The sequence below is a fragment of the Streptomyces sp. TG1A-60 genome, from assembly GCF_037201975.1.
Classification (GTDB): Bacteria; Actinomycetota; Actinomycetes; order Streptomycetales; family Streptomycetaceae; genus Streptomyces.
Genome location: NZ_CP147520.1, coordinates 6,827,148 through 6,851,256, shown reverse-complemented (window position 1 = coordinate 6,851,256; position 24,109 = coordinate 6,827,148). Strand labels below are relative to the sequence as shown.

The 24,109-nt window shown below is 70.7% G+C and carries 17 protein-coding genes, 1 tRNA gene and 1 pseudogene; 5 read left to right on the top strand and 14 right to left on the bottom strand.

The annotated features are described in order from the left end of the window. Positions 1-59: 59 nt before the first annotated feature. Genes WBG99_RS30030 through WBG99_RS30020 form a run of 3 tightly spaced genes read right to left on the bottom strand, consistent with a single transcriptional unit; the run spans position 60 to position 2,961 of the window. Positions 60-1,220, bottom strand: coding sequence for a glycosyltransferase family 4 protein (locus tag WBG99_RS30030; protein ID WP_338899293.1), 1,161 nt, complete (start codon positions 1,218-1,220; stop codon positions 60-62). Beyond that, the gene (locus WBG99_RS30025) at positions 1,217-2,203 is read right to left on the bottom strand and encodes a phosphatidylinositol mannoside acyltransferase (protein ID WP_338899292.1); all 987 of its coding nucleotides are present in this window, start codon (positions 2,201-2,203) and stop codon (positions 1,217-1,219) included. The genes WBG99_RS30030 and WBG99_RS30025 overlap by 4 nt, the downstream gene beginning before the upstream one ends. Continuing rightward, positions 2,200-2,961: a CDP-alcohol phosphatidyltransferase family protein gene (locus tag WBG99_RS30020; RefSeq protein WP_338900528.1), complete on the bottom strand. Its 762-nt coding sequence runs from the start codon at positions 2,959-2,961 to the stop codon at positions 2,200-2,202. Before WBG99_RS30020 ends, WBG99_RS30025 begins: the two co-directional genes overlap by 4 nt. Positions 2,962-3,169: 208 nt before the next feature. Here WBG99_RS30020 and WBG99_RS30015 point away from each other — a divergent pair, with 208 nt between their 5' ends. After that, on the top strand, positions 3,170-5,368 hold the full coding sequence (locus tag WBG99_RS30015; RefSeq protein ID WP_338899291.1) for an elongation factor G-like protein EF-G2: 2,199 nt from the start codon (positions 3,170-3,172) through the stop codon (positions 5,366-5,368). Between the two features lie 266 nt (positions 5,369-5,634). Next, positions 5,635-7,307 (top strand): annotated as a pseudogene (locus WBG99_RS30010) (hypothetical protein). 183 nt (positions 7,308-7,490) lie between these two features. Here the strand turns inward: WBG99_RS30010 and WBG99_RS30005 are convergent. After that, on the bottom strand, positions 7,491-8,051 hold the full coding sequence (locus tag WBG99_RS30005) for an HIT domain-containing protein (protein ID WP_338899290.1): 561 nt from the start codon (positions 8,049-8,051) through the stop codon (positions 7,491-7,493). A gap of 67 nt (positions 8,052-8,118) precedes the next feature. Between WBG99_RS30005 and WBG99_RS30000 the strand changes: the two genes are divergently transcribed. Next, positions 8,119-8,778 (top strand): ion channel, encoded by a 660-nt coding sequence (locus WBG99_RS30000; protein ID WP_338899289.1) that lies wholly within the window; start codon positions 8,119-8,121, stop codon positions 8,776-8,778. A gap of 60 nt (positions 8,779-8,838) precedes the next feature. On the opposite strand, the gene thrS is transcribed toward WBG99_RS30000, so the two are convergent. The 3 genes from thrS to WBG99_RS29985 all read right to left on the bottom strand — a co-directional run bounded on the left by thrS (position 8,839) and on the right by WBG99_RS29985 (position 12,870). Further along, on the bottom strand, positions 8,839-10,815 hold the full coding sequence (thrS, locus tag WBG99_RS29995) for a threonine--tRNA ligase (RefSeq protein ID WP_338899288.1): 1,977 nt from the start codon (positions 10,813-10,815) through the stop codon (positions 8,839-8,841). Positions 10,816-10,903: 88 nt separating this feature from the next. Continuing rightward, positions 10,904-12,121, bottom strand: a complete 1,218-nt coding sequence (locus tag WBG99_RS29990; RefSeq protein ID WP_338899287.1) for a hypothetical protein — start codon at positions 12,119-12,121, stop codon at positions 10,904-10,906. Positions 12,122-12,303: 182 nt separating this feature from the next. Beyond that, positions 12,304-12,870, bottom strand: a complete 567-nt coding sequence (locus tag WBG99_RS29985; RefSeq protein ID WP_338899286.1) for a DUF4365 domain-containing protein — start codon at positions 12,868-12,870, stop codon at positions 12,304-12,306. Positions 12,871-13,038: 168 nt separating this feature from the next. Here WBG99_RS29985 and WBG99_RS29980 point away from each other — a divergent pair, with 168 nt between their 5' ends. Continuing rightward, positions 13,039-13,767, top strand: a complete 729-nt coding sequence (locus tag WBG99_RS29980) for a 3'-5' exonuclease (protein ID WP_338899285.1) — start codon at positions 13,039-13,041, stop codon at positions 13,765-13,767. A gap of 69 nt (positions 13,768-13,836) precedes the next feature. On the opposite strand, the gene WBG99_RS29975 is transcribed toward WBG99_RS29980, so the two are convergent. Together WBG99_RS29975 and WBG99_RS29970 are read right to left on the bottom strand one after the other, a co-directional pair. Continuing rightward, positions 13,837-13,908: transfer RNA gene (locus WBG99_RS29975), tRNA-Val, on the bottom strand. A 39-nt stretch (positions 13,909-13,947) separates the two neighbouring features. Continuing rightward, the gene (locus tag WBG99_RS29970) at positions 13,948-14,406 is read right to left on the bottom strand and encodes an SRPBCC family protein (RefSeq protein ID WP_338899284.1); all 459 of its coding nucleotides are present in this window, start codon (positions 14,404-14,406) and stop codon (positions 13,948-13,950) included. 66 nt (positions 14,407-14,472) lie between these two features. Between WBG99_RS29970 and WBG99_RS29965 the strand changes: the two genes are divergently transcribed. Next, positions 14,473-16,938, top strand: coding sequence for a hypothetical protein (locus WBG99_RS29965; RefSeq protein ID WP_338899283.1), 2,466 nt, complete (start codon positions 14,473-14,475; stop codon positions 16,936-16,938). 139 nt (positions 16,939-17,077) lie between these two features. On the opposite strand, the gene WBG99_RS29960 is transcribed toward WBG99_RS29965, so the two are convergent. The 5 genes from WBG99_RS29960 to WBG99_RS29940 all read right to left on the bottom strand — a co-directional run bounded on the left by WBG99_RS29960 (position 17,078) and on the right by WBG99_RS29940 (position 23,770). Then, on the bottom strand, positions 17,078-19,816 hold the full coding sequence (locus WBG99_RS29960) for a Tat pathway signal sequence domain protein (RefSeq protein WP_338899282.1): 2,739 nt from the start codon (positions 19,814-19,816) through the stop codon (positions 17,078-17,080). Between the two features lie 146 nt (positions 19,817-19,962). Next, the gene (locus tag WBG99_RS29955; RefSeq protein WP_338899281.1) at positions 19,963-20,571 is read right to left on the bottom strand and encodes a hypothetical protein; all 609 of its coding nucleotides are present in this window, start codon (positions 20,569-20,571) and stop codon (positions 19,963-19,965) included. 12 nt (positions 20,572-20,583) lie between these two features. Continuing rightward, positions 20,584-21,477, bottom strand: coding sequence for a carbohydrate ABC transporter permease (locus tag WBG99_RS29950; RefSeq protein WP_338899280.1), 894 nt, complete (start codon positions 21,475-21,477; stop codon positions 20,584-20,586). Further along, positions 21,474-22,481 carry a sugar ABC transporter permease gene (locus WBG99_RS29945; protein ID WP_338899279.1) on the bottom strand — a complete coding sequence of 336 codons (1,008 nt, stop codon included), beginning with the start codon at positions 22,479-22,481 and terminating at the stop codon, positions 21,474-21,476. Before WBG99_RS29945 ends, WBG99_RS29950 begins: the two co-directional genes overlap by 4 nt. Next, entirely contained in the window at positions 22,481-23,770 is a 1,290-nt protein-coding gene (locus WBG99_RS29940; protein WP_338899278.1) for an extracellular solute-binding protein, read from the bottom strand. The genes WBG99_RS29945 and WBG99_RS29940 overlap by 1 nt, the downstream gene beginning before the upstream one ends. Between the last annotated feature and the right edge of the window lie 339 nt (positions 23,771-24,109).

Genomic DNA, 24,109 nt, shown 5'->3' with positions numbered 1-24,109 from the left:
CCAGCCGTCCCGAGCTGTCGGCCCGTCACCGCCGACCGGCGCCCCCGACCGCCGCTCCGTCAGTCCCGAGCCAGCCCCAACCGCGCCCGTAGTCCGGCCCGTTCGTCCGCCGCCACCGAAGCCGCGCCTTCCGTGACCGTCTCGTAGACGCCGAGGATGTCGGCGCCGACGGTCGACCAGTCGAAGCGGCGGACATGCGCGCTGCCGCGTTCACGGAGTTCGGCGCGGCGGGCCGGGTCGCCGAGCAGACGGACGGCGGCCTCCGCGAGCGCGTCCGCGTCCTCGTTGGCGAAGAGCTCCCCCGCGGCGCCCTGGTCGAGGACCTGGGCGAAGGCGTCGAGGTCGGAGGCGAGGACGGGGGCGCCGGCGGACATGGCCTCGACGAGGATGATGCCGAAGCTCTCGCCGCCGGTGTTGGGGGCGACGTAGACGTCGACGCTGCGCAGGAAGCGGGCCTTGTCCTCGTCGCTGACCATGCCGAGGAACTCCACGCGGGAGCGCAGCTCCCCGGGCAGGGTCTCGACGGCCTCCTCCTCGTCCCCGCGCCCGGCGACCAGCAGACGGGTGCGGGGGCGCTCGGCGAGGATCCTGGGCAGGGCCTTCATCAGGACGGGCAGGCCCTTGCGGGGTTCGTCGATGCGGCCGATGAAGCCGAGAGTGTCGCCCTGCCAGTCGGGGTTGGGCTTGGCGCGGGCGAAGAACTCGACGTCGACGCCGTTCGGGATGACGACCGCGTCGCCGCCCAGGTGTTCGACGAGGGTACGGCGCGCGTACTCGCTCACCGCGATGCGGGCGCTGATCTTCTCCAGCGCGGGCTGGAGGATCGGATACGCGGCGATCATCGCCCGGGAGCGCGGGTTGGAGGTGTGGAAGGTGGCGACGATCGGCCCCTGGGCGGCCCAGCAGGCCAGCAGGCCGAGCGACGGGGAGGTCGGCTCGTGGATGTGGATGACGTCGAACGTGCCGTCGTGGAGCCAGCGCCGTACCCGGGCCGCCGACAGGAAGCCGAAGTTCAGGCGGGCCACCGAGCCGTTGTAGGGCACGGGGACCGCACGGCCGGCGGAGACGACGTACGGCGGCAGGGGGGTGTCGTCGTCGGCGGGGGCGAGCACCGACACCTCGTGGCCGAGGCGGACGAGGTGGTCGGCGAGGTCGCGGATATGGAACTGGACTCCCCCGGGCACGTCCCAGGAATACGGGCAGACGATCCCGATCCTCACGGGCGTCCCTTCTCGGAATCCTGTCGGCGCCGCTTCCCGGAGTCCTGCTCCGGACTCCGGGGACGATGGAGGTCCTCGGGACTCTTCGCGGGGTCCAGGTCCGCGAGCCACAAGCGCTGGAGCATGTGCCAGTCCTCCGGGTGGTCGGCGATGCCGGTGGCGAAGGCGTCTGCCAGCGCCTGTGTCATGACAGACGTCTTCTCGGCCCGGGTACCTGTCTCGGGTACCTCGATCGGGGGATGCACGCGTCCCCGCATGACGGACGAGTCGTCGTACCAGAGCGTCGCCGGCAGCAGCAGCGCGCCGGTGTGCTGCGCAAGGAGGGCCGGTCCGGCGGGCATACGAGCCGGTTCGCCGAAGAAGTCGACCTCTGCCCCGGACGCGGACAGGTCGCGGTCGGCGACCAGACAGACCAGGCCGCCCCCGCGCAGCCGCCGGGCGAGCGTGCCGAAGGCGGAGCCGCCGCTGTGCGGCAGGACCTCCATGCCGAGACCCTCGCGGTAGGCGACGAAGCGGTCGTAGAGCGTCTCGGGCTTGAGGCGTTCGGCGACCGTCGTGAACGGGATCTTCAGCTCGGTGGTGAGCCAGGCGCCGGCGAGATCCCAGTTGGCGAGGTGCGGCAGCGCCAGGACGACGCCCCGGCCGGAGGCGAGGCCGTCGGTGAGGTGGTGGAGGTCCTTGACGGCGACGCCGCTCCTGATGCGCTCCTCGCTCCAGGCGGGCAGCCGGAAGGACTCCATCCAGTAGCGCAGGTACGAACGCATGCCCGCGCGGGACAGCTCGGCGAGGCACTCGGGGCCCGCGTCCGGCACCACGCGCGCGTAGTTGGCCTCCAGTCGGCGTACGAGGGTGCCGCGCCGCTTCCAGGCGGCGTCGGCGATCGTCCGGCCGAGGCGTACGGCGACGGGCTCCGGGAGCTTCTTGACGGTGCTCCAGCCGAGACCGTACAGCCCGTCGGTCAGCCGCTCCCGCAGAGCGCTCACGAGGTGGCCTCGCTGTTCTGGGCGCCGTCGGTCGTCCCCTGGGGGGCTTGCGCGGCCTGGGCGGAGGCGTCCTCCTCCGCCTCGGCGGACTCGCGCCGGACGGTGACGACGCGCTGGATCAGCGTGACGAGGCTGCCGACGGCGACGATCCACAGGGCTACGGGCAACAGGACGTCGATGCCGGGCACGCCGAACGCGTGCAGGCCCGCGAGACCGGCCGCGACCAGCGAGATCACCAGGCGCTCGGCGCGCTCCACCAGGCCGTTGACCGCTACGGGCAGGCCGATCGACTCGCCTCGGGCCTTGGTGTACGAGACCACCTGACCACTCGCCAGACAGAAGATCGAGACGGCGCACAGGACGTTGTCGTCGCCGCCGCCCGCGTACCACAGGGCGAAGCCGCCGAAGATCGCGCCGTCGGCGACGCGGTCGAGCGTGGAGTCGAGGAAGGCGCCCCAGCGGCTGGAGCGGCCCATCTGGCGGGCCATGTTCCCGTCGACGAGGTCGGAGAACACGAAGAGCGTGATGACGATCGTGCCCCAGAAGAACTCGCCCCGGGGATAGAAGACCAACGCGCCCGCGATCACTCCGGCGGTACCGAGGAGCGTGACCGTGTCGGGGCTGACGCCCCTGCGGATCAGAAACGCGGCGAACGGTGTGAGGACACGCGTGAAGAATGCACGCGCGTACTTGTTCAGCATGGCCTTCCCGAGGGTCGGTGTCGCCGTGCGGCCCCTGCTGGCCACCGGCTGGCCCATCGTAGCCACGCGCGCGCGGGTGCGACGGTCGGGCACCAGCCCACCGTGGTCCGCCGGCCATGAGGAGGGATCGCGTTGGTCGTATGGACGCACGGTGACGTGAGTGCAAAGCTCGAAGACACCGCGGGCGTCATCGGAGCCGCCACACCGCACGCGGATCCGCATGTCCGCGCCCACAGTGACCTCACCGTGCACGGGAGGCAGGATCATGGGCGACAAGGCGAACGCACATCCCGGAGCCGCCGGCAGGGCTACGGCGGCCGACCACCCCGCGTCCGTACGGAATGTGGTGCTGGTCGGCCACTCCGGCTCGGGCAAGACGACTCTGGTGGAGGCTCTCGCGCTGACGGCGGGAGCGGTGAACCGGGCGGGCCGTGTGGAGGACGGCGGCACCGTCTCCGACTACGACGAGATCGAACACCGGCAGCAACGCTCGGTGCAGCTCTCCCTCGTCCCCGTCGCATGGGGCGGGTACAAGATCAATCTTCTGGACACCCCCGGATACGCCGACTTCGTCGGGGAACTCAGGGCCGGTCTGCGAGCGGCGGACGCGGCCCTTTTCGTCGTCTCGGCCTCCGACGGCGTCGACGGCTCGACCCGCATGGTGTGGGAGGAGTGCGCGGCGGTCGGCATGCCGCGGGCGATCGTGATCACGCATCTGGAGGCCGCGCGGGCGGACTTCGAGGAAATGACGAGAATCTGCGCGGAGACGTTCGGCGGGGACGACCCCGACGCCGTACTGCCGCTCTACCTGCCGCTGCACGGCCCCCAGGGTCCGGACGGGCACGCGCCCGTGACCGGTCTGACGGGGCTGCTGTCGCAGAAGCTGTTCGACTATTCCTCCGGGGAGCGCAAGGAGTCCGAGCCCGGCCCCGAGCTGCTGCCCGAGATCGAGGCGGCGCGCGACCGGCTCATCGAGGGGATCATCGCCGAGAGCGAGGACGAGTCCCTCATGGACCGCTATCTCGGCGGCGAGGCCATCGACGTCGAGACCCTCGTCGACGACCTGGAGCGGGCCGTCGCCCGAGGGGTCTTCCACCCCGTGCTGGCGGCAGCTCCCGCGGCCGACGGCGCCCGGCAGGGCCTCGGCACGGTCGAGCTGCTCGAACTGGTCACCGGCGGCTTCCCCACTCCCCTGGAGCGTGAGACGCCCTCGGTCACCACACCGGACGGCAGGCCCCGAGAGATCGAGGCGTCCTGCGACCCGCACGGTCCGCTCGTCGCCGAGGTCGTGAAGACCACCAGCGACCCCTACGTGGGCCGTATCTCGCTGGTCCGGGTCTTCTCGGGGACCCTGCACCCCGACGAGACGGTGCACGTCTCCGGGCACGGCCTCGCCGACCGAGGGCACGAGGACCACGATGTCGACGAGCGGATCGGCGCCCTGTCCACCCCGTTCGGCAAGCAGCAGCGCACCCTCACGCACTGCATCGCGGGCGACCTGGCGTGTGTGGCGAAGCTGAACCGCGCGGAGACCGGGGACACGCTTTCGGCCAAGGACGACCCGCTGCTCATGGAGCCGTGGGAGATGCCCGATCCGCTGCTGCCGCTCGCCATCCAGGCGCACAGCAAGGCCGACGAGGACAAGCTCTCCCAGGGCCTGGCCCGGTTGGTCGCCGAGGACCCGACCATGCGGCTCGAGCAGAACCAGGACACCCACCAGGTGGTCCTCTGGTGCCTGGGCGAGGCGCACGCCGACGTGGCGCTGGAGCGGCTGCGCAGCCGGTACGGCGTCCAGGTCGACGTCGTACCGCACAAGGTCTCCCTACGGGAGACGTTCGCCGACAGATCGGCCGGGCGGGGCCGGCATGTCAAGCAGTCCGGCGGACACGGGCAGTACGCGATCTGCGAGATCGAGGTGGAGCCGCTGCCCGGCGGCTCGGGCATCGAGTTCGTGGACAAGGTCGTCGGCGGTGCCGTGCCCAGGCAGTTCATCCCGTCCGTCGAGAAGGGTGTGCGGGCGCAGGCAGCCAGGGGCGTCGCTGCCGGCTATCCGCTCATCGACGTACGGGTCACCCTGCGGGACGGCAAGGCGCACTCGGTGGACTCCTCGGACGCCGCGTTCCAGACGGCGGGCGCGCTGGCGCTGCGCGAGGCGGCGGCCGACGCGAAGATCCACCTCCTGGAGCCGGTGGCCGAGGTGTCGGTCCTGGTCGGCGACTCGTACGTGGGTCCCGTGATGAGCGACCTGTCCGGGCGGCGCGGCCGGGTCGTCGGCACCGAGCAGGCGGGCGGCGGACGCACCCTCGTCCGGGCCGAGGTGCCGGAGATCGAGATCGACCGGTACGCCGTCGATCTGCGCTCCCTGTCCCACGGCACCGCGCGTTTCGGCCGCCGGTACACACGCCATGAGCCGATGCCCTCGCATGTGGCCGAAAAGGTCAGCGAACAGGCGAAGCAGAACTGACGGTTCGGCGTCGGCGGAAGGTGCCGGTGACCTCACGGCGGACGGCCGCGGCCGTCCGCCGTCGGGTGCGGGGACTCAACGCCGGTTCACAGCCGGTGGGTTCCGTGAATGTCCGCTCTTCGCACCGCGCGATGTCCGTGGCGGCGGATACCCTGATCACCTGATCGACAACTGGGGCTCGATCAGGCCCGGATCGGGCTATGACCTGATCAACAGGTGTGCGGAGCACGGAAGTCGGGAAGAGCCGCAGGAGTGAGTGTGCGGCGATGGGGGCGGCGACGGTGGCGGACGGATTCGATTTCACTCCCGGGGCACAGGTGCCGCTGACGGGCGCCGCGGGCCAGACCGCGGCGACGCACGCCCTGGCGTCCGCGGCCTACCGGGACAACGAGATCGCGGAGATCCTCAAGGCCAACAACGACTGGCACAAGTCCACGGTCAAGCCGGGCCGCAAGTGGGCGACCATCTTCCGGCCGAACCTCGGGGAGGCGTTCTCCCTCGCGGTGCGGGACCGGATGGTCGGCGCGGGCCGCAAGCCGCTCATCCAGTCCTTCGGCATGGAGCCGCAGGTCGTCGTCGAGCACTGCATGGCGGCGAACAACATCCGCCGGGAGCGCGACAACTGGCTCTCGGCGGTGATGGTCCTGTGCGGCCTGCTCTTCCTTCCGGGGCTGCTCGTCTGGCTGTTGGTCTTCCAGATCCGCACGACGGTCGCCAAGCGTGACGACAAGCGGGCCGGCGCCCTCGGCACCACCCTGTTGGTCGCCGTGGGCGCCCTCGCCGTGATCTTCCTGCTCAGGATGCCGTTCGACGGCTTCTGGGCCTGGTATGCGCGCGCGTGCGTCCTGCTGCCCGTGGTCGGCTGGTTCTGGGCCAAGCAGATCTGCGAGCGTACCGCCCACGACCTGCGTGAGCGCTGGTCCGGGATGCTGTCCGGCGGGGGCATCGGCGCCAAGATCCCCGAGGCCGTGCCGGGCAGCCCCGGCGAGACCAAGGCCGAGCAGCTGCGCAAGGAGCTCGCCCGGCTCAGCGCCGAGCAGCGCTCCAACCTCGTCTTCTACGCCGGCCCCAAGGGCATCCTCGGCATGGGCACGCGCTGGGGCAGCTGGCAGCTCGCCGAGGACCTGGTGTCGGCCGACCCCACGAAGGAGATCCACCCCTTCCGCAGCTGGGACGTCATACGCGCCATCCACGACCAGCTGCGCATGCTGGAGCGCACCCCCCTCAACACCGGTGGTTTCACGGCCCCTTCCATCAAGCACTGGATCGTCAGCCCCATCGGCGAGGGCGCCGACGCCGTGGCCCGGCCCGAGAGCACCGACGTGGACGCGTACCAGTACAAGAACCACGCCATACAGGAGATCTGCAACAAGCAGCACTTCGGCAGCGGCAACCGGCACTACCTGGGCGTCCAGTGGACGCTCTGGGACGGCCAGTTGATCATCACCATGCTGGTCACGGTCACCGTCCTGCACCAGACGCTCCGCATCGAGGTGACCGGGCACGCCCTGGGCCCGGTGCACGGACTGTTCACGACCGGGCCGGCGGCCAAGGAGAAGGAAGTCCAGAAGTCGCTGAGGTTCTGGGAGACCCGCAAGGTGAAGCTGCCGCTCGTCGACGCCGACGAGGTCGTACGGCTCTCCGCGCGCGCCCCGCTGACCTGGTATCCCCCCTGCTCAACTGGCTCGGCGGGTCCATGGGCCTGCCGGAGCCCTTCGGCCTGCGGCACGCCTGGGCGGACCAGCCGTGGCGGCACCGCTTCATGGCGGACGACGCGCTGCGCGCCGCCACACCCGTGCTGCGTGTCGTCCACAGCGCCGCCATCAAGGTGCTGGAGGACAACGGCGTCGACACCGAGAAGTTCGGCTCACGGGCCGGGTTCCTCAGCGGGGCGGTGCAGGACCCGATGCCGCGGAAGGCCGACCTCTACGACGCGTGAGCGCCGCGCCGGCCTGGGGCGGGGGGTGTGTGGCGGTGGTCGGCCGTTCTTGGATGCGGTTGCTTCGTGGTTGCTCGCGCAGTTCCCCGCGCCCCTGAAAGCGGGGGCCGCGCCCCGTGCTCTTCGCCCTTCAGGGGCGGGCTGACCGCACGACAAGTCCTTCGCCCACCCGCAGACGAACCATCACCCCGTCGGCCACGCCTCCGCCAGCATCTCCCTCGTGTCGGCGAGAAGCTGCGGCAGAACCTTCGTGTGGCCGACCACCGGCATGAAGTTGGTGTCTCCGCCCCAGCGGGGCACGACGTGCTGGTGGAGGTGGGCGGCGATGCCGGCGCCGGCGACCGTGCCCTGATTCATACCGATGTTGAAGCCGTGGGCGCCGGAGGCGGTGCGCAGGGCGGTCATGGACTGCTTGGTCAGCTCGGCCAGCTCGGCCGTCTCCGGACGGGTGAGGTCGGTGTAGTCGGCGACATGACGGTAGGGCACGACCATGAGGTGGCCGCCGTTGTACGGGTAGAGGTTGAGCACCGCGTACACGTGCTCCGCGCGCCTGATGAGCAGGCCGTCCTCATCCGACTTGGCCGGGATCGAGCAGAACGGGCAGCCGTCGCCGGCGCCGGGGCCGGTCGGCTTGTTCTCGCCCTGGATGTACGCCATCCGATGGGGCGTCCACAGGCGCTGGAACGCGTCCCGCGTTCCCACTCCGATCTGCTGCTCCGGCTCACTCGTCATGCTGTGCAGCATATTGCTTCGCCCGTTCGCGGCGTGTCGCCGGGTGCTGGGGCGGGACGGGCGGGGCCAAGCTGAGCCGATGGACCACGACAGCCGCGCGCACGACTGGGAGCGGAGTACCGGAGGCGTCCTCGCCGGGGCCTCGGTCCTCTTCCTCGCCTCGTACGCGGTACGGGTGCTGGCCCACGGTCTTCCCCGGAGCTGGCGGGACCTCTGTCTCGTGGTGACGCTGCTGAGCTGGGCGGTCTTCGTCCTCGACTACGCGGTGCGCTGGCGGCTCAGCGGACTGGGCCGGGGATTCGCACGCGCCCACCGGCTCGACACGCTCGTCCTCCTCCTGCCGCTGCTGCGTCCCCTGCGCATCGTGCAGATCCACGACGCCGTACAGCGGCGCCGCCACGACCGCCCCCGGCTCGCGCTGCACGCGCGCGTGGCCGTCTACGCGGGGCTGTCGGCGGCCCTCCTCGGATTCACCGGCGCCCTCGCCGTCTACCAGCAGGAACACGCGGCCCCGGAGGCGACGATCCGGTCCTTCGGGGACGCCGTGTGGTGGACCTGCGCCACGCTCGCGACGGTCGGCTACGGGGATGTCACACCCGTGACCCCGCTGGGACGGCTGATCGCCGTGGGTCTGATGGCGTGCGGTATCGCGCTGCTCGGGGCGGTGACGGGGTCGTTCTCGTCGTGGCTGCTCCAGGTGTTCGCGCGGGAGGACGAGCGCAGGCCCCCGGGGAACTGAACCCGGGGGCCTTTCGAGCACGCGCCCCGCGCACTCACGTCCTCATGTCCGCCGTACGCCTCAGATCTGGACGCGGTCCTCCACGACCTTCACGATCTTCGCGATGGCCTCGTCGACCGGGATGCCGTTCTCCTGGGAGCCGTCGCGGTAGCGGAAGGATACGGCGCCGGCCGCCATGTCCTCGTCGCCCGCGATGACCATGAACGGGACCTTGGCCTTCTGGGCGTTGCGGATCTTCTTCTGCATCCGGTCGGAGGAGGAGTCGACGTCGACGCGCAGGCCCGCGGCCTTGGCCTTCCTGGCGAACTCCGCCAGATACGGCACATGCGCGTCGCCGATCGGGATACCGACCGCCTGGACGGGCGCCAGCCAGGCCGGGAAAGCGCCCGCGTAGTGCTCCAGGAGCACCGCGAAGAACCGCTCGATCGAGCCGAACAGGGCGCGGTGGATCATGACCGGGCGCTGCTTGGAGCCGTCGGGGCCCGTGTATTCGAGGTCGAAGCGCTCGGGCAGGTTGAAGTCGAGCTGGACCGTCGACATCTGCCACGTACGACCGATCGCGTCACGCGCCTGGACGGAGATCTTCGGGCCGTAGAAGGCGGCGCCGCCCGGGTCCGGGACCAGCGGGAGGCCCTGCTTCTCGGCGACCTGTCGGAGCGTTTCCGTGGCCTCCTCCCACGCCTCGTCGGAGCCGACGAACTTCTCCGGGTCCTTGGTGGACAGCTCCAGATAGAAGTCCGTGAGGCCGTAGTCGCGCAGCAGGTTCAGGACGAAGGTGAGCGTCTTGTCGAGCTCGTCCGCCATCTGCTCGCGAGTGCAGTAGATGTGCGCGTCGTCCTGGGTGAAGCCGCGGGCGCGAGTCAGGCCGTGCACGACGCCGGACTTCTCGTACCGGTACACGGTCCCGAACTCGAAGAGGCGCAGCGGCAGTTCACGGTAGGAGCGGCCACGCGCGTCGAAGATCAGGTTGTGCATCGGACAGTTCATGGGCTTGAGGTAGTAGTCCACGCCCTCGTCGAGCTGCATGGGCGGGTACATGCCGTCGGCGTACCAGTCCAGGTGGCCCGAGACCTCGAAGAGCTTCCCCTTCGTGGCGTGCGGGGTGTAGACGAACTCGTAGCCCTCCTCCTCGTGGCGGCGCCGCGAGTAGTCCTCCATGACGCGGCGGATGATGCCGCCCTTGGGGTGGAAGACGGCGAGGCCGGAGCCGATCTCGTCCGGGACGGAGAACAGGTCGAGTTCGTTGCCCAGCTTGCGGTGGTCACGCTTCTCGGCCTCGGCGAGGAAGTCGAGGTGGGCCCTCAGCTCGTCCTTGGAGGGCCAGGCCGTGCCGTAGATGCGCTGGAGCATCGGGTTCTTCTCGCTGCCGCGCCAGTACGCGGCGGCGTTGCGCATCAGCTTGAACGCCGGGATGTTGCGGGTGGTGGGCAGATGAGGACCTCGGCAGAGGTCCTTCCAGCACAGGTCACCGGTCTTGGCGTCCAGGTTGTCGTAGATCGTCAGCTCGCCGGCGCCGACCTCGACGTCCGCGCCGTCGTCGGAGGAGGCCGACCCCTTGAGTCCGATCAGCTCCAGCTTGTACGGCTCGTCGGCCAGTTCCTCGCGGGCCGCCTCGTCGGTGACGACGCGGCGCGAGAAGCGCTGGCCGCGCTTCTGGATCTCCTGCATCTTCTTCTCGATGGCCTTGAGATCATCGGGCGTGAACGGCTTCTCCACGTCGAAGTCGTAGTAGAACCCGTCCCGGACGGGCGGACCGATGCCCAGCTTGGCCTCCGGGAACAGTTCCTGCACGGCCTGGGCCATGACGTGCGCGGTGGAGTGGCGCAGGATGTCGAGGCCGTCCTCGGAGGAGATCTGCACGGCCTCGACGGTCTCGCCGTCCCGCACCTCGTAGGCGAGGTCCTTCAGCTCACCGGCCACGCGGGCGGCGACGACGGTGCGCTCGCCGGTGAAGAGGTCGGCGGCCGTAGTGCCCGTCGTCACCACGCGCTCTTCCCGCTCGGAATCGCGTTGGATGATCACACGGACGTCTGACACCGGACTCTCCTGCCTGATGGTGGACGCGCACGCGTCCGCGTACGCAGACAGGAATCGTACCGAGCCGGGGGTGCCCTCCGCGAAACGGTTACGGCTCCCCCGCACGGCCCCGGCGGCGTTCTGCGCCGCGTGCCTCCTCGAAGCGGTCCAGGTTCTCCTGGAGCGACTTCATCAGCCGGTCCCGTTCGGCCTCGTCGACCCGCACGGGCGCGACACCGGCCGCGTCCGTGAGCCGCCGGAACCCGCCCCGGCTCTCCAGCTTGCCGTGCACCCGCACGGGCAGGCCGACGAGATGGGCGTGCCCCGCTATCCGGTACGACTCCTCGTCCAGGGTCACGCGGACGTGCGGGACCTCGGCCCCGGCGATGACCCGCAGCCGTACCGTGCCCTCGCCGCGAGCCGTCGACCGGCGCATCCGCACCACGGCGCCGGTGATCCGCACCGGCATGGGCGGCTCCTCGCGCAGATAGCGGGCCCCGGCCTCGCGCAGCACGGGCAGGTCGCCGGGCGAGAACTCGACGGGCTCGGCCGGTGTCGCCCCGCCCTCGGGGACCCCCGCCGCGGGCGCCCACCCGACGGCGATCCGGGCGCCCTCGGTACCGCGCACGAGGGCGACGAGGGCCTCGGTCAGCTCGTGGCTCACCCCGGCCTCGACGGCACCGTCGAAGGCGTCCATGCCGCCGGTGGCGCGCCGGTAGTCGATGGCCTCACGGGCGGCGTACAGGGCCTGGTGGAGGCGGAGCACGAGGGGACGGCCGGTGGCCACGGGGACGAAGGCGGTGAGGCGGCGACCGCCGGGGGCGGCTCCGACGAGGACGCCGTCGAGGGACGCCGCGGCGGGCAGACGGTGGCGGGCACCGTGATAACCGGCACGCGCGCGGGTGGCCAGTGCCGCCGCGAGGAGCATCTGGCGGCCGACCGAGCGGAGTTGGTCCTCGACTGCCCAGGAGGCGGTGCCCACGGGGCCGGTCGGCACGTCCCGCCACCAGCGGATCTCGTCGCTGGGCACGGCGAGTGCGACCAGTACGTCACGCGCGGCGGGCGAGGCGCTCCGGGACAGGGCGGTGAGGGCTTCGCCGAGCAGGTCGTCGCTGTCGGGGAAGGCCCGGTTCTCCGGCACGAGCAGGCTCGTGCCCCGCCCCGCCGGCCCCGGTGGCGTCCAGCGGCCGTACCGTCCGGCCGCCCCACCACGCCGCTGCCAGCCGTGCCGGCGCAGCAACACCCCGAGGACGGCGGGGTCGACGCGGGCGGGGTCGGGCGGCTGGGTCCAGGTGGGCTCGACGGGGCGGGGCCGGAGTCGGCCCACAGGGCGTACGGGCTCGTCCACGGGGCGCCGAACGGACGCGTCCTCGTCGTGGCGACGACTAGCCTGCCCCTGCGCACCGCGGAGGCGCCGAGCGGACGCGTCCTCGTCGTCGGGACGCCCGGCCGGCCCGCCCCCACCGTGGGAACGTCGGCCGGACTCCTCTTCGTCGATGGGGCCGTGGATCACGGTCTGCCTCCCGTTCCGACCCGCGTCATGATCTCGCAGAGCGCTCGGTCGTCGAAGATGCGCGAGGTGGGTATGCGGACGGTGGTGCGGCGCCGGCCGGTGATCGGGTGCCCGGCGAGGTTGGTCCAGTAGCAGCAGTGGCGCAGGTCGAGCCGGTCGTGGCCGGCCCGCAGCCACTGCTCCCGCGATCTCGGGACGATCATCACGACCAAGATCTTGTGCACCGAGACGGGGGTGCGGGCCAGCTTCGCCAGGTGGTCGTTGTCGAGGGTGAAGGAGAACGAGCGGCCCGGCGGGTTCGGCGCGACCTGGTAGGTGGCCTTGAGCTGCACCTTGATGGTGACCTCGTCGTCGACGGTGTGGCCGGGCGACCCGTGGCTGACGTGCCAGTCGATGCCGTTGTCCGGGAAGGGCTGGGACAGGGAGCAGCCGGCCGCGGCTGCCACCGCGTGCAGGTAACCCACCTGCAGGGTCTCCATGCAGGCGGTGGTGGCGAGGGAGCCTCGATGCGATGCCGTCTGCTCGGGCAGCAGCCCGCCCCGCTCGGGCTGCGCTATGGCCATGACCAACAGCCTTCCACAACAGGTGTTTCCCCGTGCCGAGCCCCTGAACTGCACGGACCCGTACTTCTGTTGTCTCCGTCCGGCGTACGGAGCAAACAGCCCGGGTATCACCAAACGGGCAGAAGACGGGACGTCAGCTGCCGTGGGTGAACGAGGAGTTGTGTACGCATGACGTGTTGGTACGAGGGGCCCTTGGCGGCGTTCGACACGGAGACCACGGGTGTGGACGTCGAGACCGACCGGATCGTGTCGGCCGCGGTCGTGGTCCAGGACGCGCCCGGCACCCGCCCCCGGGTGACCCGGTGGCTGGTGAACCCGGGTGTGCCGGTGCCCGCCGCGGCGACGGCGGTGCACGGGCTGACGGAGGAGCGGTTGCAGCGCGACGGCCGCTGGCCGGCGCCGGTGATGGAGGAGATAGCCAGGGCGCTGGCCGAGCAGGCGGTACGCCGCCGTCCGCTGGTGGTGATGAACGCGCCGTTCGATCTGACGCTGCTGGACCGCGAGTTGCGGCGGCATCGCGCCTCGTCGCTGGACCACTGGTTCGAGACGACGCCGTTGCGCGTCCTTGATCCACGGGTCCTCGACAAGCATCTGGACCGCTACCGCAAGGGCCGTCGCACACTCACCGATCTGTGCGCGCGCTACGAGGTCGTGCTGGACGGCGCGCACGACGCGGCGGCGGACGCACAGGCCGCGATGGACGTCGTACGCGCCGTGGGGCGCCGTTTCGCGCCCCGGCTCGCGCGCCTGTCTCCCGCCGAACTGCACACCCTGCAGGCCGTGTGGCACGCGGCGCAGGCGCGGGGCCTCCAGGCGTGGTTCGCGCGCAGCGGCACGGAGGAGGAGGTGGATCCGGCGTGGCCCCTGCGTCCGGAGCTGCCGACGGCGGCTGCGTGAGCGGAGGGCGACGGCCGGGTGGGCGCACAAGAGAACCGGTCCGTCAGCGACGGACCGGTGTCTTCCGGGTGGGCGATACTGGGTTCGAACCAGTGACCTCTTCGGTGTGAACGAAGCGCTCTCCCACTGAGCTAATCGCCCGGGAACGCAGTGAACGATACAGGTCCCGGCGGGTCTGGTTCAAACCGCTTGCCCATGGGCCGCGAGGTACGTGAGCAGTCCGCGCCGGCCCGCCCGCATCATCAGCGCGTGGTTGGCGCGGAACACGGGCCGTCCCGGTACGGCGAGCCGGCGCAGCAGGGGCTTGGTGACGTCGACTTCCTGGTGGTAGCGGGCGAGGGTGCCGGTCCCGTCGGCGGTGAGCGTCCAGCGGGCCCAGCCGTCCATGTCACCGGTCATCGCGATCTCCAGGACTCCGGCCGCCGGGTCGCGCCGTATCTCGCGGGCGGTGAAGCCCAGGTCGTACGGCAGAACAGAGCGGATCCGGACGGTGCCGGTGGTGTCGTCGATCCGGATCACCTCGCGCACCTGCGGCCACCAGTGCGGGTAGTCGTCGGCGCGCTGGAGCACGTCGTACACGGCGGCGGGCGACGCCGCCAGGGTCCAGAGGCTGCGGAAGCGGTAGTGGCACCAGTCCATGGTCGGATCCTGCCCACTCGGAGCCCGTCCGTGCGCGATCTGAGTACGTCCTGAGTACCGGCACTCATGTCGTACGACGTGACGCCGGCCACACTCCGGGGCATGACGCACTTTCCGTCCCCGGCCGAGGAGTTGCGGGTCCTCGACTCCGAGTTGCGACACCTCGACGCCCGCCGCGCCTTCCTGCTGGCGCGGCGCGCCTGGCTGGTCAACGCCCTGTACGCGCAGAGCCCCGCGCCCGCCGCGCCGCCCGTGCCGCAGCGCCCCGAGGCGACGGCGTCCAGGGTCCAGAACGTGCTCCTGGTGCTGGGCGGTATCCTGCTGGCCGTCGCCGCGATCGCGTTCACGCTGGTCAGCTGGGGACACCTGGGAATCGCCGGCCGGGCCCTGGTCCTCGGCGCGGTGACCGTGGCCGCGCTCGGCGCCCCTGTGCCACTGCTCCGGCGCGGCCTGCGCTCGACCGCCGAGTCGGTGGCCGGCCTCGGTCTCGCCCTGACGGTCCTCGACGCGTACGCCCTGCACGAGGTGGTGTTCACCGGGGCGGACGGCACGGGGTACGCGGCGACCGCGTCGGCGGTGCTGGCGGTGGTGTGGGCGGCGTACGGGCTGGTTCTGGGTGCGCCGACGCACCGGGCGGCGGTGGACACAGACCCGGAGATCACCCGTGCTCGGCTCCGCCTGCCCCTCCCCCTCGCCCTGGTCGCCGCCCAGCTCCCGCTCCTGCTCTGGTCGTTCGCGATGGACGCGAGCGTGGAGACGATCACGGCCGTGCTGCTGGTGACAGCGGCGGCCGACACCTCGGTCGCGCTCCGGGTCTCCCTCAGGCCGGTACGGATCGTCGCCGTGGTCGGCGCGTTCGGCTGGGGCGCCTGGGGTGTGTCGGCGGCCGGGTGGCTCTCGTGGGCCGCCGATGGCCCGAGCGCCGCCGCCCGTGCGGCGGCGCTCCTCGCCCTGGCCGCCGCGATCGCCCTGACGGCCGCCTGGCTCACTCCGAAGCCGGCCCTGGCCCTCGGCACCGCGCTGACCGGAGGGCTCCTCACGGTGGCGGGCCTCGGCGGGATCGCACGGTCGGTCCTGCCCGACGTGTGGACGGTCCCGGCCTATCTCCTCTGCGGGATCGCCCTGTCGGCGGCCGTACGGGCCCGGGCCCCCGAGCCCGTACGCCGAGGCCTCGCCCATGCCTCCGCCGCCGTCCAGGTCCTCGCCCTGGCCACCACCCTGCCTGTCCTGCTCATCTCCCTGTTGGGCCCGGCCGGCTGGATCGAGCGAGCCTGGTCCGGTACGCCGGCGGACGCCCGCGCGGCGGTGACGCTCGACGCTCCGTGGCCCCCGCACACGGAGACCGTGCCCCTGGTCCTCTTCCTCGTCGCCGGAGTGCTGGCGTACACCGGGCGCGCCGCCTCGTGGCGATCCCCGGCCCTGGTGGGCGCCTCCGTCCTCGTCTGGGCGACGGCCCTGGTGCTCCCGGCGGTCCTCGAACTGCCGTACACGGCCGGGCTGGTGGTGCGGGGCCTCGTGGTCGTGGCCGCGCTGGGCTTCGCGGGATTCGTACGGTCGCCGGCACCGAAGCGCCTCCAAGCGCCGCTCCCCCTGACCGGCGCCCTCCTGGCCCTCGTCACCTCCCTGAGCCTCGCCCTCGGCTCCCTCGCCACCGAGCCGGCGACCCTCACCGTGCTCGCGGCCTCGACCGTCCTGTTCGCCGGGGCGGCGTGGCGCACGGACCTCGGTCCTGTCGCCGCGCCCGCCTCCCTCGCGTACGCCACCGCTCTGACCTGCGCGATCGGCGCCTCCGCCGGCTGGGAGCCACACCAGACGGCTCTGCTCGTCCTCACCGTCCCGGCCACCGCGGCCCTGCTCGCGGCACGCCTCGGCGACTCCCCGAGCACCATCCCGGTCGAGGCGACCGGCGCCGCGGCAAGCGTCCTGGCCATCGCCCTCTCCGCCACGCATCCGCCCGTGCTGGCCCTGACCCTCGCGCTCTGCGCAGTGGTCGCCACGGGTGTCGCGATACGACCTGACCGGCGCCACGTCGGCTACGGGGCCGCCGCACTCTTCGTGCTGGCCTCCTGGGTACGGCTGGCGGCCTGGGAGATCGGCTCCCCCGAGGCGTACACCCTGCCCGTGACCGTTCCGGCCCTGATCGTCGGCCACCTACGCCGGCGCCGGGACCTGACGGCCTCCTCATGGACGGCGTACGGCCCGGGCCTCGCCGTCACACTCGGCCCGGGCCTCGTCGCGGCCTGGGGCGACGCACACTGGCTCCGCCCCCTGCTGCTGGGAGCCGCGGCCCTGGTCATCACCCTCGCGGGCGCTCGTCACCGCCTCCAGGCTCCCCTTATTCTGGGCGGCGCCGCCCTCGTCCTGGTCGCCGTGCACGAACTGGCGCCGTACATCGCCCAGGTCGTGGACGCCCTGCCTCGCTGGGTACCTCCCGCACTCGCCGGTCTGGCGCTGCTCGTGGCGGGTGCCACCTACGAGCAGCGACTGCGCGACGCACGCCGAGTGCGGGAGGCGTTCGGAAGACTGACGTGACACTCCTGAGGTACCCGAGGAGCGCCCCGACAGGGGCGCGGGGGCTGTGCCGACATGCGACTCCGCCGTGGGCCCGACCGGCCACGACGGAGCCGCAGTTCCCCTCCGGCGACAGGTCACCGGCTCCCCCGGCGGAGCGTCACGGCATCTTGTCGCCCACCAGAGCGAGGTTCTGAATGGCCGCCAACCCGTACAGTGCCGTCGCGTTGGTCGACACCCACGCCGCCTCGCTGCCCGGCACCAGCGCCGTCGGCCCCTCGACCTTCTTCGTGGACCAGTCGGTCGACTCCTTGTAGTCCCAGGTGTCGGCGCTGTTGTAGAACTGCCGCCACGCCCGGGCCGCCAGCTTGTCGTCTCCCAGTTGGACGGCCGCGTAGGCGTCCTGCCGCGAGTGGCCCTGGAAGAGCAGCAGGTTCCCGAAGTTGGAGCCGTAACGGGCGGCCTGCTCAGCCTTCGTCGCGTTGAAGTAGCGGCAGTAGTCGAGCCACGCCTCCCTGAACTCGGGCATCTCGATCTGGTCGAGGAGTTCGGCGTTCAGCTCGACGAGGCCGAACATCGCCGACAGGTGCGAGACGCTGACCTTGGCCTCCGTGGGGACGGCGAACTTGCCGGTGTCCAGGTCGTAGAGCGCGTTGCCCTGGACGAAGCCGTTGGGCTGGGCCGCGATCGTCTCCATCGTGGACAGGACGCGCGCCTTCGCCTTCTTCCACTTGGGCCCGCGCCGCTCCCACTCGGTCAGCCAGGCCGAGACCAGACCCGACCAGTCGGTGCCGAAGCCGATCGACAGGGCGTTGCGGTCAGGCGTGTACGGCTCGGTGCGGATCTTGCGGATCGGGTCGAGGACGAGGAACGTCTCGTCGGAGTCGACGTTGGCGTGCATGAGGTCGCCGACTCGCTCGTCGGCGGTGAGGAAGTAGTAGTAGCGGCGGTAGGTGGTGTTGGCGATGCGCTGTTGCTTGGCACTGTCGGCGTAGTGCTGGACGCCGTGGCGGGTGCCGAGGCCGGCCCATTTGCCGAGGTGGTAGACGTCGACCTCGCCGGTATGGCGGGTCATGGCCTCGGCGAAGCGGAAGATGTCGGCGCGCCCGGAGCGCATGTACGCGAACCAGAGCCACAGGTCCGGCGAGAGTTCGGAGTTGTCCCAGGCGTAGCCGCCGACGTCGTAGCACCACTGGTGACGGCTGGGGTCGTAGCTGTGCATGATGTCGCCGTAGTCCCAGAAGCCGTACCACCGGCGCATCTCCACCTGGTCCTTGTAGTAGGTGAAGAGGAAGTCGAGGTGGTCCTCGATCTTCGCCTTGGCGGCGGTGGAGCGGTCCGGCTCGGAGAAGAGCCGCCCGAAGACACCTGCCTTGATGAGCTGCTTGGGCGGGGCGACGAGCTGCGGGGGTGTGCGGACGGCCTCGACCTGCTTGGCCATGTCCTCGGCGCTGGGCGTGGACTCGTGGGCCCAGAAGAGGAGTTCGCTGGTGCGGGCGATGCCGTAGGGGGTACCGAAGCCGGGCTCGTAGTCCTCGTAGGTGATGTTGAGGCCTTCGAGCTGCTCGGGGTAGGTGTCCTGGCCCATGCCGTCGTGGTAGAAGCGCAGGTCCATGGGCTGCGCCTCGGGCGACCAGAGCCAGAGGGTGACTTCGGCGGTGTCGGTGTGGGCGCCGCGGATGTCGAGCTGGGCGGGAAACTTCTCCCAGAAGTCCCTGAGGCCGAAGGCGAAGCCGCCGGACGCGCCACCGACGTACCCGAAGCCGCTCGCCCGCCTGCCACCGCCGGCCGGGATCCAGCCGTGGCCCTTCTTGGTCCGCTTGCGGACACCGAACCCGTCGGCGGACAGCTGCGAGAGCGTGTAGTCGCCCCACTCGGGGATGTACTGGAGCCGGGTGGTCACCCGCTGGTCCCAGGTGGACGGGTCGGGCAGCTTCTTCCCCTCGAACTGGGCCGTCCGTACGGCCGCCCCCGGGTCGCGGCGAAGCCCGGTGACGCCCTTGACCGCCTCGCGCAGCAGTCCCGTGCCCTCGCCGCCGATGCGGATGTGCCGGTCGTACGCGGCGTCCCGCATCGGCACCTTGAAGCGGACGCCGATGCCGCGGATGAAGTCGCCGCTTGCCTTTCCGGGCTCCTGGGTGCCGTCGAAGGTGATGGTGTGCACCATGCGGAACGACTCGGCGCCCGCGTAGAAGTAGAGGCGGATCGAGAAGGGAAGCCAGCCACGGCCGCCCTTGCGGTGTTTGCCGTCGATCCGGACGACCGCGCGGACGGGCCCGTCCTGCTCGACCTCGACGTCGCCGATGGCACTCTCGAAGCGCTCGTACTTCTCCGTGCCCTGGTCGCCGTCCTCGATCTCGGGCTGGCGCAGCAGTACCAGGCGGCCGGTGTGGGCGATCTCGGTGGAGCCGCGCAGCACGGACTTCACGAGCGTGGAACCGGACTTGCCGATCTTGGCGGTGATGACACCGGTCGACACGTCGATGGTGCCGCCGCGCTCGTCGACGGTGACCTTCTTGGCGGGTGCGGCGGGAGTGCCGGCGGCGAGGGTGAGTCTGCCTGCGCCGGCGCCCCCGCCCACCGCGTGCGCGGTCCACTTCACGGATCCGTCCGGCCAGTAGCCGATCGGCCAGGACTGGACGGGGATGTCCTTGCCGTCCGCGTCGGTCAAGGAGAACGACTGTTCTTTGTCGTAGGCGCCCTTGGGCCACGGCACACCCACGGTGGACCCGGGGGCGGCGCCGAGTCCGCCGTCCTCCAGCCAGTCCAGGGTCACCGGGTCCGTCTCGGCTCTGGGCGCGGCCTGCGCGGTCGAACCGCCTAGCGCCCAACTGAACTGCGCGGCGGCTCCGGCGACGGCGGCCGCCTTGAGAAGGGACCTGCGGTCGATGGGGGACATGGCCTTTCCTTTCCGTACGGGAAGTCTTGCGTGCGGGATGGTCAGGGGCATGACAGAGGGAGTGCGGCGCCGGACCCCGACCCGGTGCCGGCGGGCACCGTTCAAGGCCGACGGCGCCCAACGGCCGGGAGCACCGCCGGATTCGGTCAGGGGCGGCGCCGGTACCGCTCCTCCACGGCGACGGCCGCCGCCGCGACGGCCCCGAGGACCGGGACCGCCAGCGGCGCGACGAACCAGGCGGAACTGGCCACCACGGCCAGTCCGCCGACGAGCAGAAAGGATCCGGCGGGGTCGAGCACGGTCCGCCGTCCGGCCGCGCCGAGCAGGGCCCGCCAGGCGGCGCCGGGCTGCCAGGCCGCCGCCGCGCGCAGTCCGGCGACGACGGCGCCGATCAGTGCGAGGACCCCGACGGCGCCGACCAGCGGCCCGCCCGGAATCCCCGCGCGCACGGCCTGGACGTCCACCCAGACCACCGCGAACGCCGCCCACCCGGCGAGCCCGACGAGCCAGCCGCCGCGCACCGCCGTCCGGAAGTCGGCCACGAACTCCCGCCAGCCGCCGCGCTCATGAGCCGTACGGCGGCGCAGATGCCGGGAGCCGGCGGCGAACGCGGCCGGGTACGTCACCAGCGGCAGCGAGGCGAGCGCGATCCACACCCCGGTGAGCAGACACTCGGCGAACAGCGCGAACCGCTCGGCGAGCAGGGACTCCTCACGTGCTGCGGCGGCCTTCGCACGGGCACGGGCCTGGGCCATGGTCGGTTCACCTCAGCCCTTCAGACCGGAGGTGGCCATGCCGTCGATCAGATAGCGCTGGAAGGCGAGGAAGAAGGCGAGCACCGGAAGCAGCGCCACGAGCGACATCGCGATCATGCCGCCGTAGTTGGCCACGGCGTCCTGGTCCACGAACATCTTCAGACCGAGTGAGACCGTGTACTTGTCGGGCTCGTTCAGATAGATCAGCGGGCCCATGAAGTCGTTCCAGGCGTTGATGAACGTGAAGATGGCGCTGGTGATGAGCGCGGGCCGGCACAGCGGCAGCACGATCGACCAGTAGATCCGGAAGTGCCCACAGCCGTCGAGGCGGGCCGCCTCGTCGAGCTCCTTGGGCAGGTTCCGCATGAACTGCACCATCAGGAAGACGAAGAAGGCCTCCGTGGCCAGGTACTTCGGCAGCAGCAGCGGGGTGTACGTGTTGATCATTTCCATGTTGCGGAACAGCACGTACTGCGGGATCAGCAGCACGTGGTACGGCAACAGGAGCGTGCCGATCATCAGCGTGAAGAGCAGGTTCCGGCCGGCGAACTTGATCTTAGCGAAGGCGTACGCGGTCAGTGAGCAGGACACCAGGATCCCGATCACCGAACCGACGGCCAGGAAGAGCGAGTTGAAGAAGAACGTGGAGATCGGGATGCCCGCGATGCCGTCGGCGAGGCTCGTGTAGTTCGAGATGATCGGGTCGCCCGGGAAGAGGTCCAGGCTGCCGACGATGTCCTCGCTCTCCTTGAACGAGCCGCCGAGGACCCAGATCACCGGGTAGAGGATCACCGCGAGGATCACCAGGGACCCGAGGTGCCAGGCGAGGGAGCCGGGCAGCCTGCGCCGGAGGGCACCCGACCTCGCGGTCGGGGGCGGGGCGATCTCGGTGGCCTGTGCGCTCATCGGGCACCCTCCTCGTAGTGCACCCAGCGCTTCTGGGACCAGAACAGCACCGCCGTCACCAGGGCGACCGCGACCAGCAGCAGCCAGGCCATCGCGGAGGCCAGACCCATCCTGCTGTTCTCGAAGCCCTGGACGTACAGATAGCAGGTATAGACCATCGAACCATCGGCCGGACCGCAGGCGTTGCCTCCGGCGCCGCCGCCCACGATGTACGCCGAGCTGAAGATCTGGAAGGAGTGGATCGTCTCCAGCAGGACGTTGAAGAAGAGGACCGGGGAGATCATCGGCAGGGTGATGTTCCAGAACCGCCGGAACGTACCCGCCCCGTCCACCTCGGCCGCCTCGTACAGCTCGCGCGGGACCTGCTTGAGGCCGGCGAGGAAGATGACCATGGGAGCGCCGAACTGCCAGACGGTGAGCGCCACCAGGCTGTAGATGATCAGGTTCGGGTCGCCGGTCCAGCCGCCGACGTCGATCCCGAAGGTCTTCTGCGTGCGGTCGACGATCGCGTCGTCGGTGAAGATCGCCTTCCACACGATGGCGATGGAGACACTGGCCCCGATCAGCGACGGCGCGTAGAAGGCGGCCCGGTAGAAGGCCTGCCCGCGCCGCTTCTGAGCCAGCAGCAGCGCCACACCGAGAGCCGCGATCAACTTGAGCGGCGTACCGACGACGACATACCACAGCGTCACCCGCACCGAGTGCCGCCAGCGTGGATCGGCGAACATCTCGGAGAAGTTGTCCAGGCCGATCCACCGGGGCGCGTCGAACAGGTTGTAGTCGGTGAAGGCGAAGTAGAGCGAGGCGGCCATCGGGCCCGCTGTCAGCAGCAGGAAGCCGGCGATCCAGGGGGACATGAAGAGATAGCCGGCCAGGTTGTCCCGGCGGCCCCGCCGCTTGAGTGCGGCGGGACGCGGGGAGCCGGCCGGACCGTGCCGCGGCTCGGAGCGCCCGCCCTTGGGCAGGCCCTCCGTCGCAGGGGCGTGTGTCACGGGGCTTCCCATCAGCTGCCGAGAGCCGTCTTCGACTCGGTGAAGAACTGCTTGACGGCGTCGTCCACCGAGCGCGTTCCGAGACCGAGCTCTTCGCCGATGCGCAGGAATGCGGCCTCGCAGATGTCCGCGCCGTTCGGGTGCGGGGTGATGGGCTCCAGGACTCCGGCCTCGACGAGGGACTCCTCGTACTCGGCGATCGCCTTGTTGACCGGGTCGTTCGGCTTGAACGCGTCGTACTGGGCCTGAGTCGCGGGCACCCCGCGGTCGTAGCCCATGATCTCGGCGACCTCGGGCTCGTGCACCATGAAGTTGATGAACTGGGCGACTTCCTTGGGATGCTGGGTGCGCTTGGACGCGCTGAGCATCAGCGAGCCGAGGTACTGCCCCGTCTTCTTGCCGTCCGTGGTCGGAATGGGAGCCAGACCGTACACGCTCTTGCCCTCGGAGGTGTAGCGGACGGTGAAGTTGTCCCAGGTGAACTCACCACCGGAAAGTTCCGCGGCGACCGCCGACTTGGGCTTGATCTGGGCGACCTTCTTCGGATCGGCGTAGAGCCCCTCCGCGACCGCCTTCTCGGCCTTCGCCCACCAGGTCTTCAGGTCCGACTCGGTGAAGCCGAGCCCGTCCTCGGTGAAGAACGCCTTGCCGTTCTGACGCAGATAGAGGTCGTAGAGGTACATGACGTTGTACGGACCGGTGTCACCGGCGCGCCCCGTCTTGTCGCGGATCTTCTTCATCGCCGCGTCGAAGTCGTCCCACGTCCAGCCCTGCTCCGGCTGCACGCCGGACTTGGTGTAGACGGGCTTGTCGATCACCAGAGCCATCGAGTTGGAACCGACCGGGACCCCGAGCAGCTTTCCGTCGATCTCACCGAACTTGTCGAGACCGGCCCGGAAACCGTCCATGGAAAGGTTGCCCGCCTCGACCTGCGCACTGAGATCGAGCAGCACGTTCTTCGCGTCGTATTTCCGCAGGAACCCGATGGCATTCTGGAACACGTCCGGCGGATTTCCACCGGAGGCCTGGGTGTTGAACTTCTTCCAGAAGTCGGTGTAGGGCTGGAAGTCCGTCTTGACCTTGATCTTCGGGTACTTCTTCTCGAAAAGCGTGATGGTCTTCTTGATGCGCTCCGCCCGGTCCTCGGCCCCCCACCAGGCGTAGCGGATCGTCACCGTCCCGTCCCCCGAACCGCTGTCGCCGCCACAGGCCGTGGCCGTCGCCCCCAGACCCACGACGGCCAGTGAGGCTCCGGCCGCCTTGAGGACCGTCCGCCTCTCAACGTTCCTGTTTTGCTGCATGGTTGAGCCTCCCCGCGACGCTGCGTCCCGCGCCATGAATCGTTTCAAGTAAGCGCTTGCTGCCACAAGGTACGGAGCCCCTCAGGAGACGTCAATGATTCGGACAGGAATTGATGGAAGCGGAGTCGCTCTCACGCCGGGCATGTGGGAGCGCGGACTGACAGCCGATCAAGCGAAAGCCCAGGTCCGGGAGTTGCGGCCGACGGGTCGAACGCGAGATGGGTCGTCGGGCAGCGGACAGGCGAGACTGAAGGGGGTCGGCGGGGAGGCTCGACGGCCCTCGCCCAACCGCCCCCGGGGCATGGCGGGCTGACGGAGCATGAGCCCCCGAGACGAAGA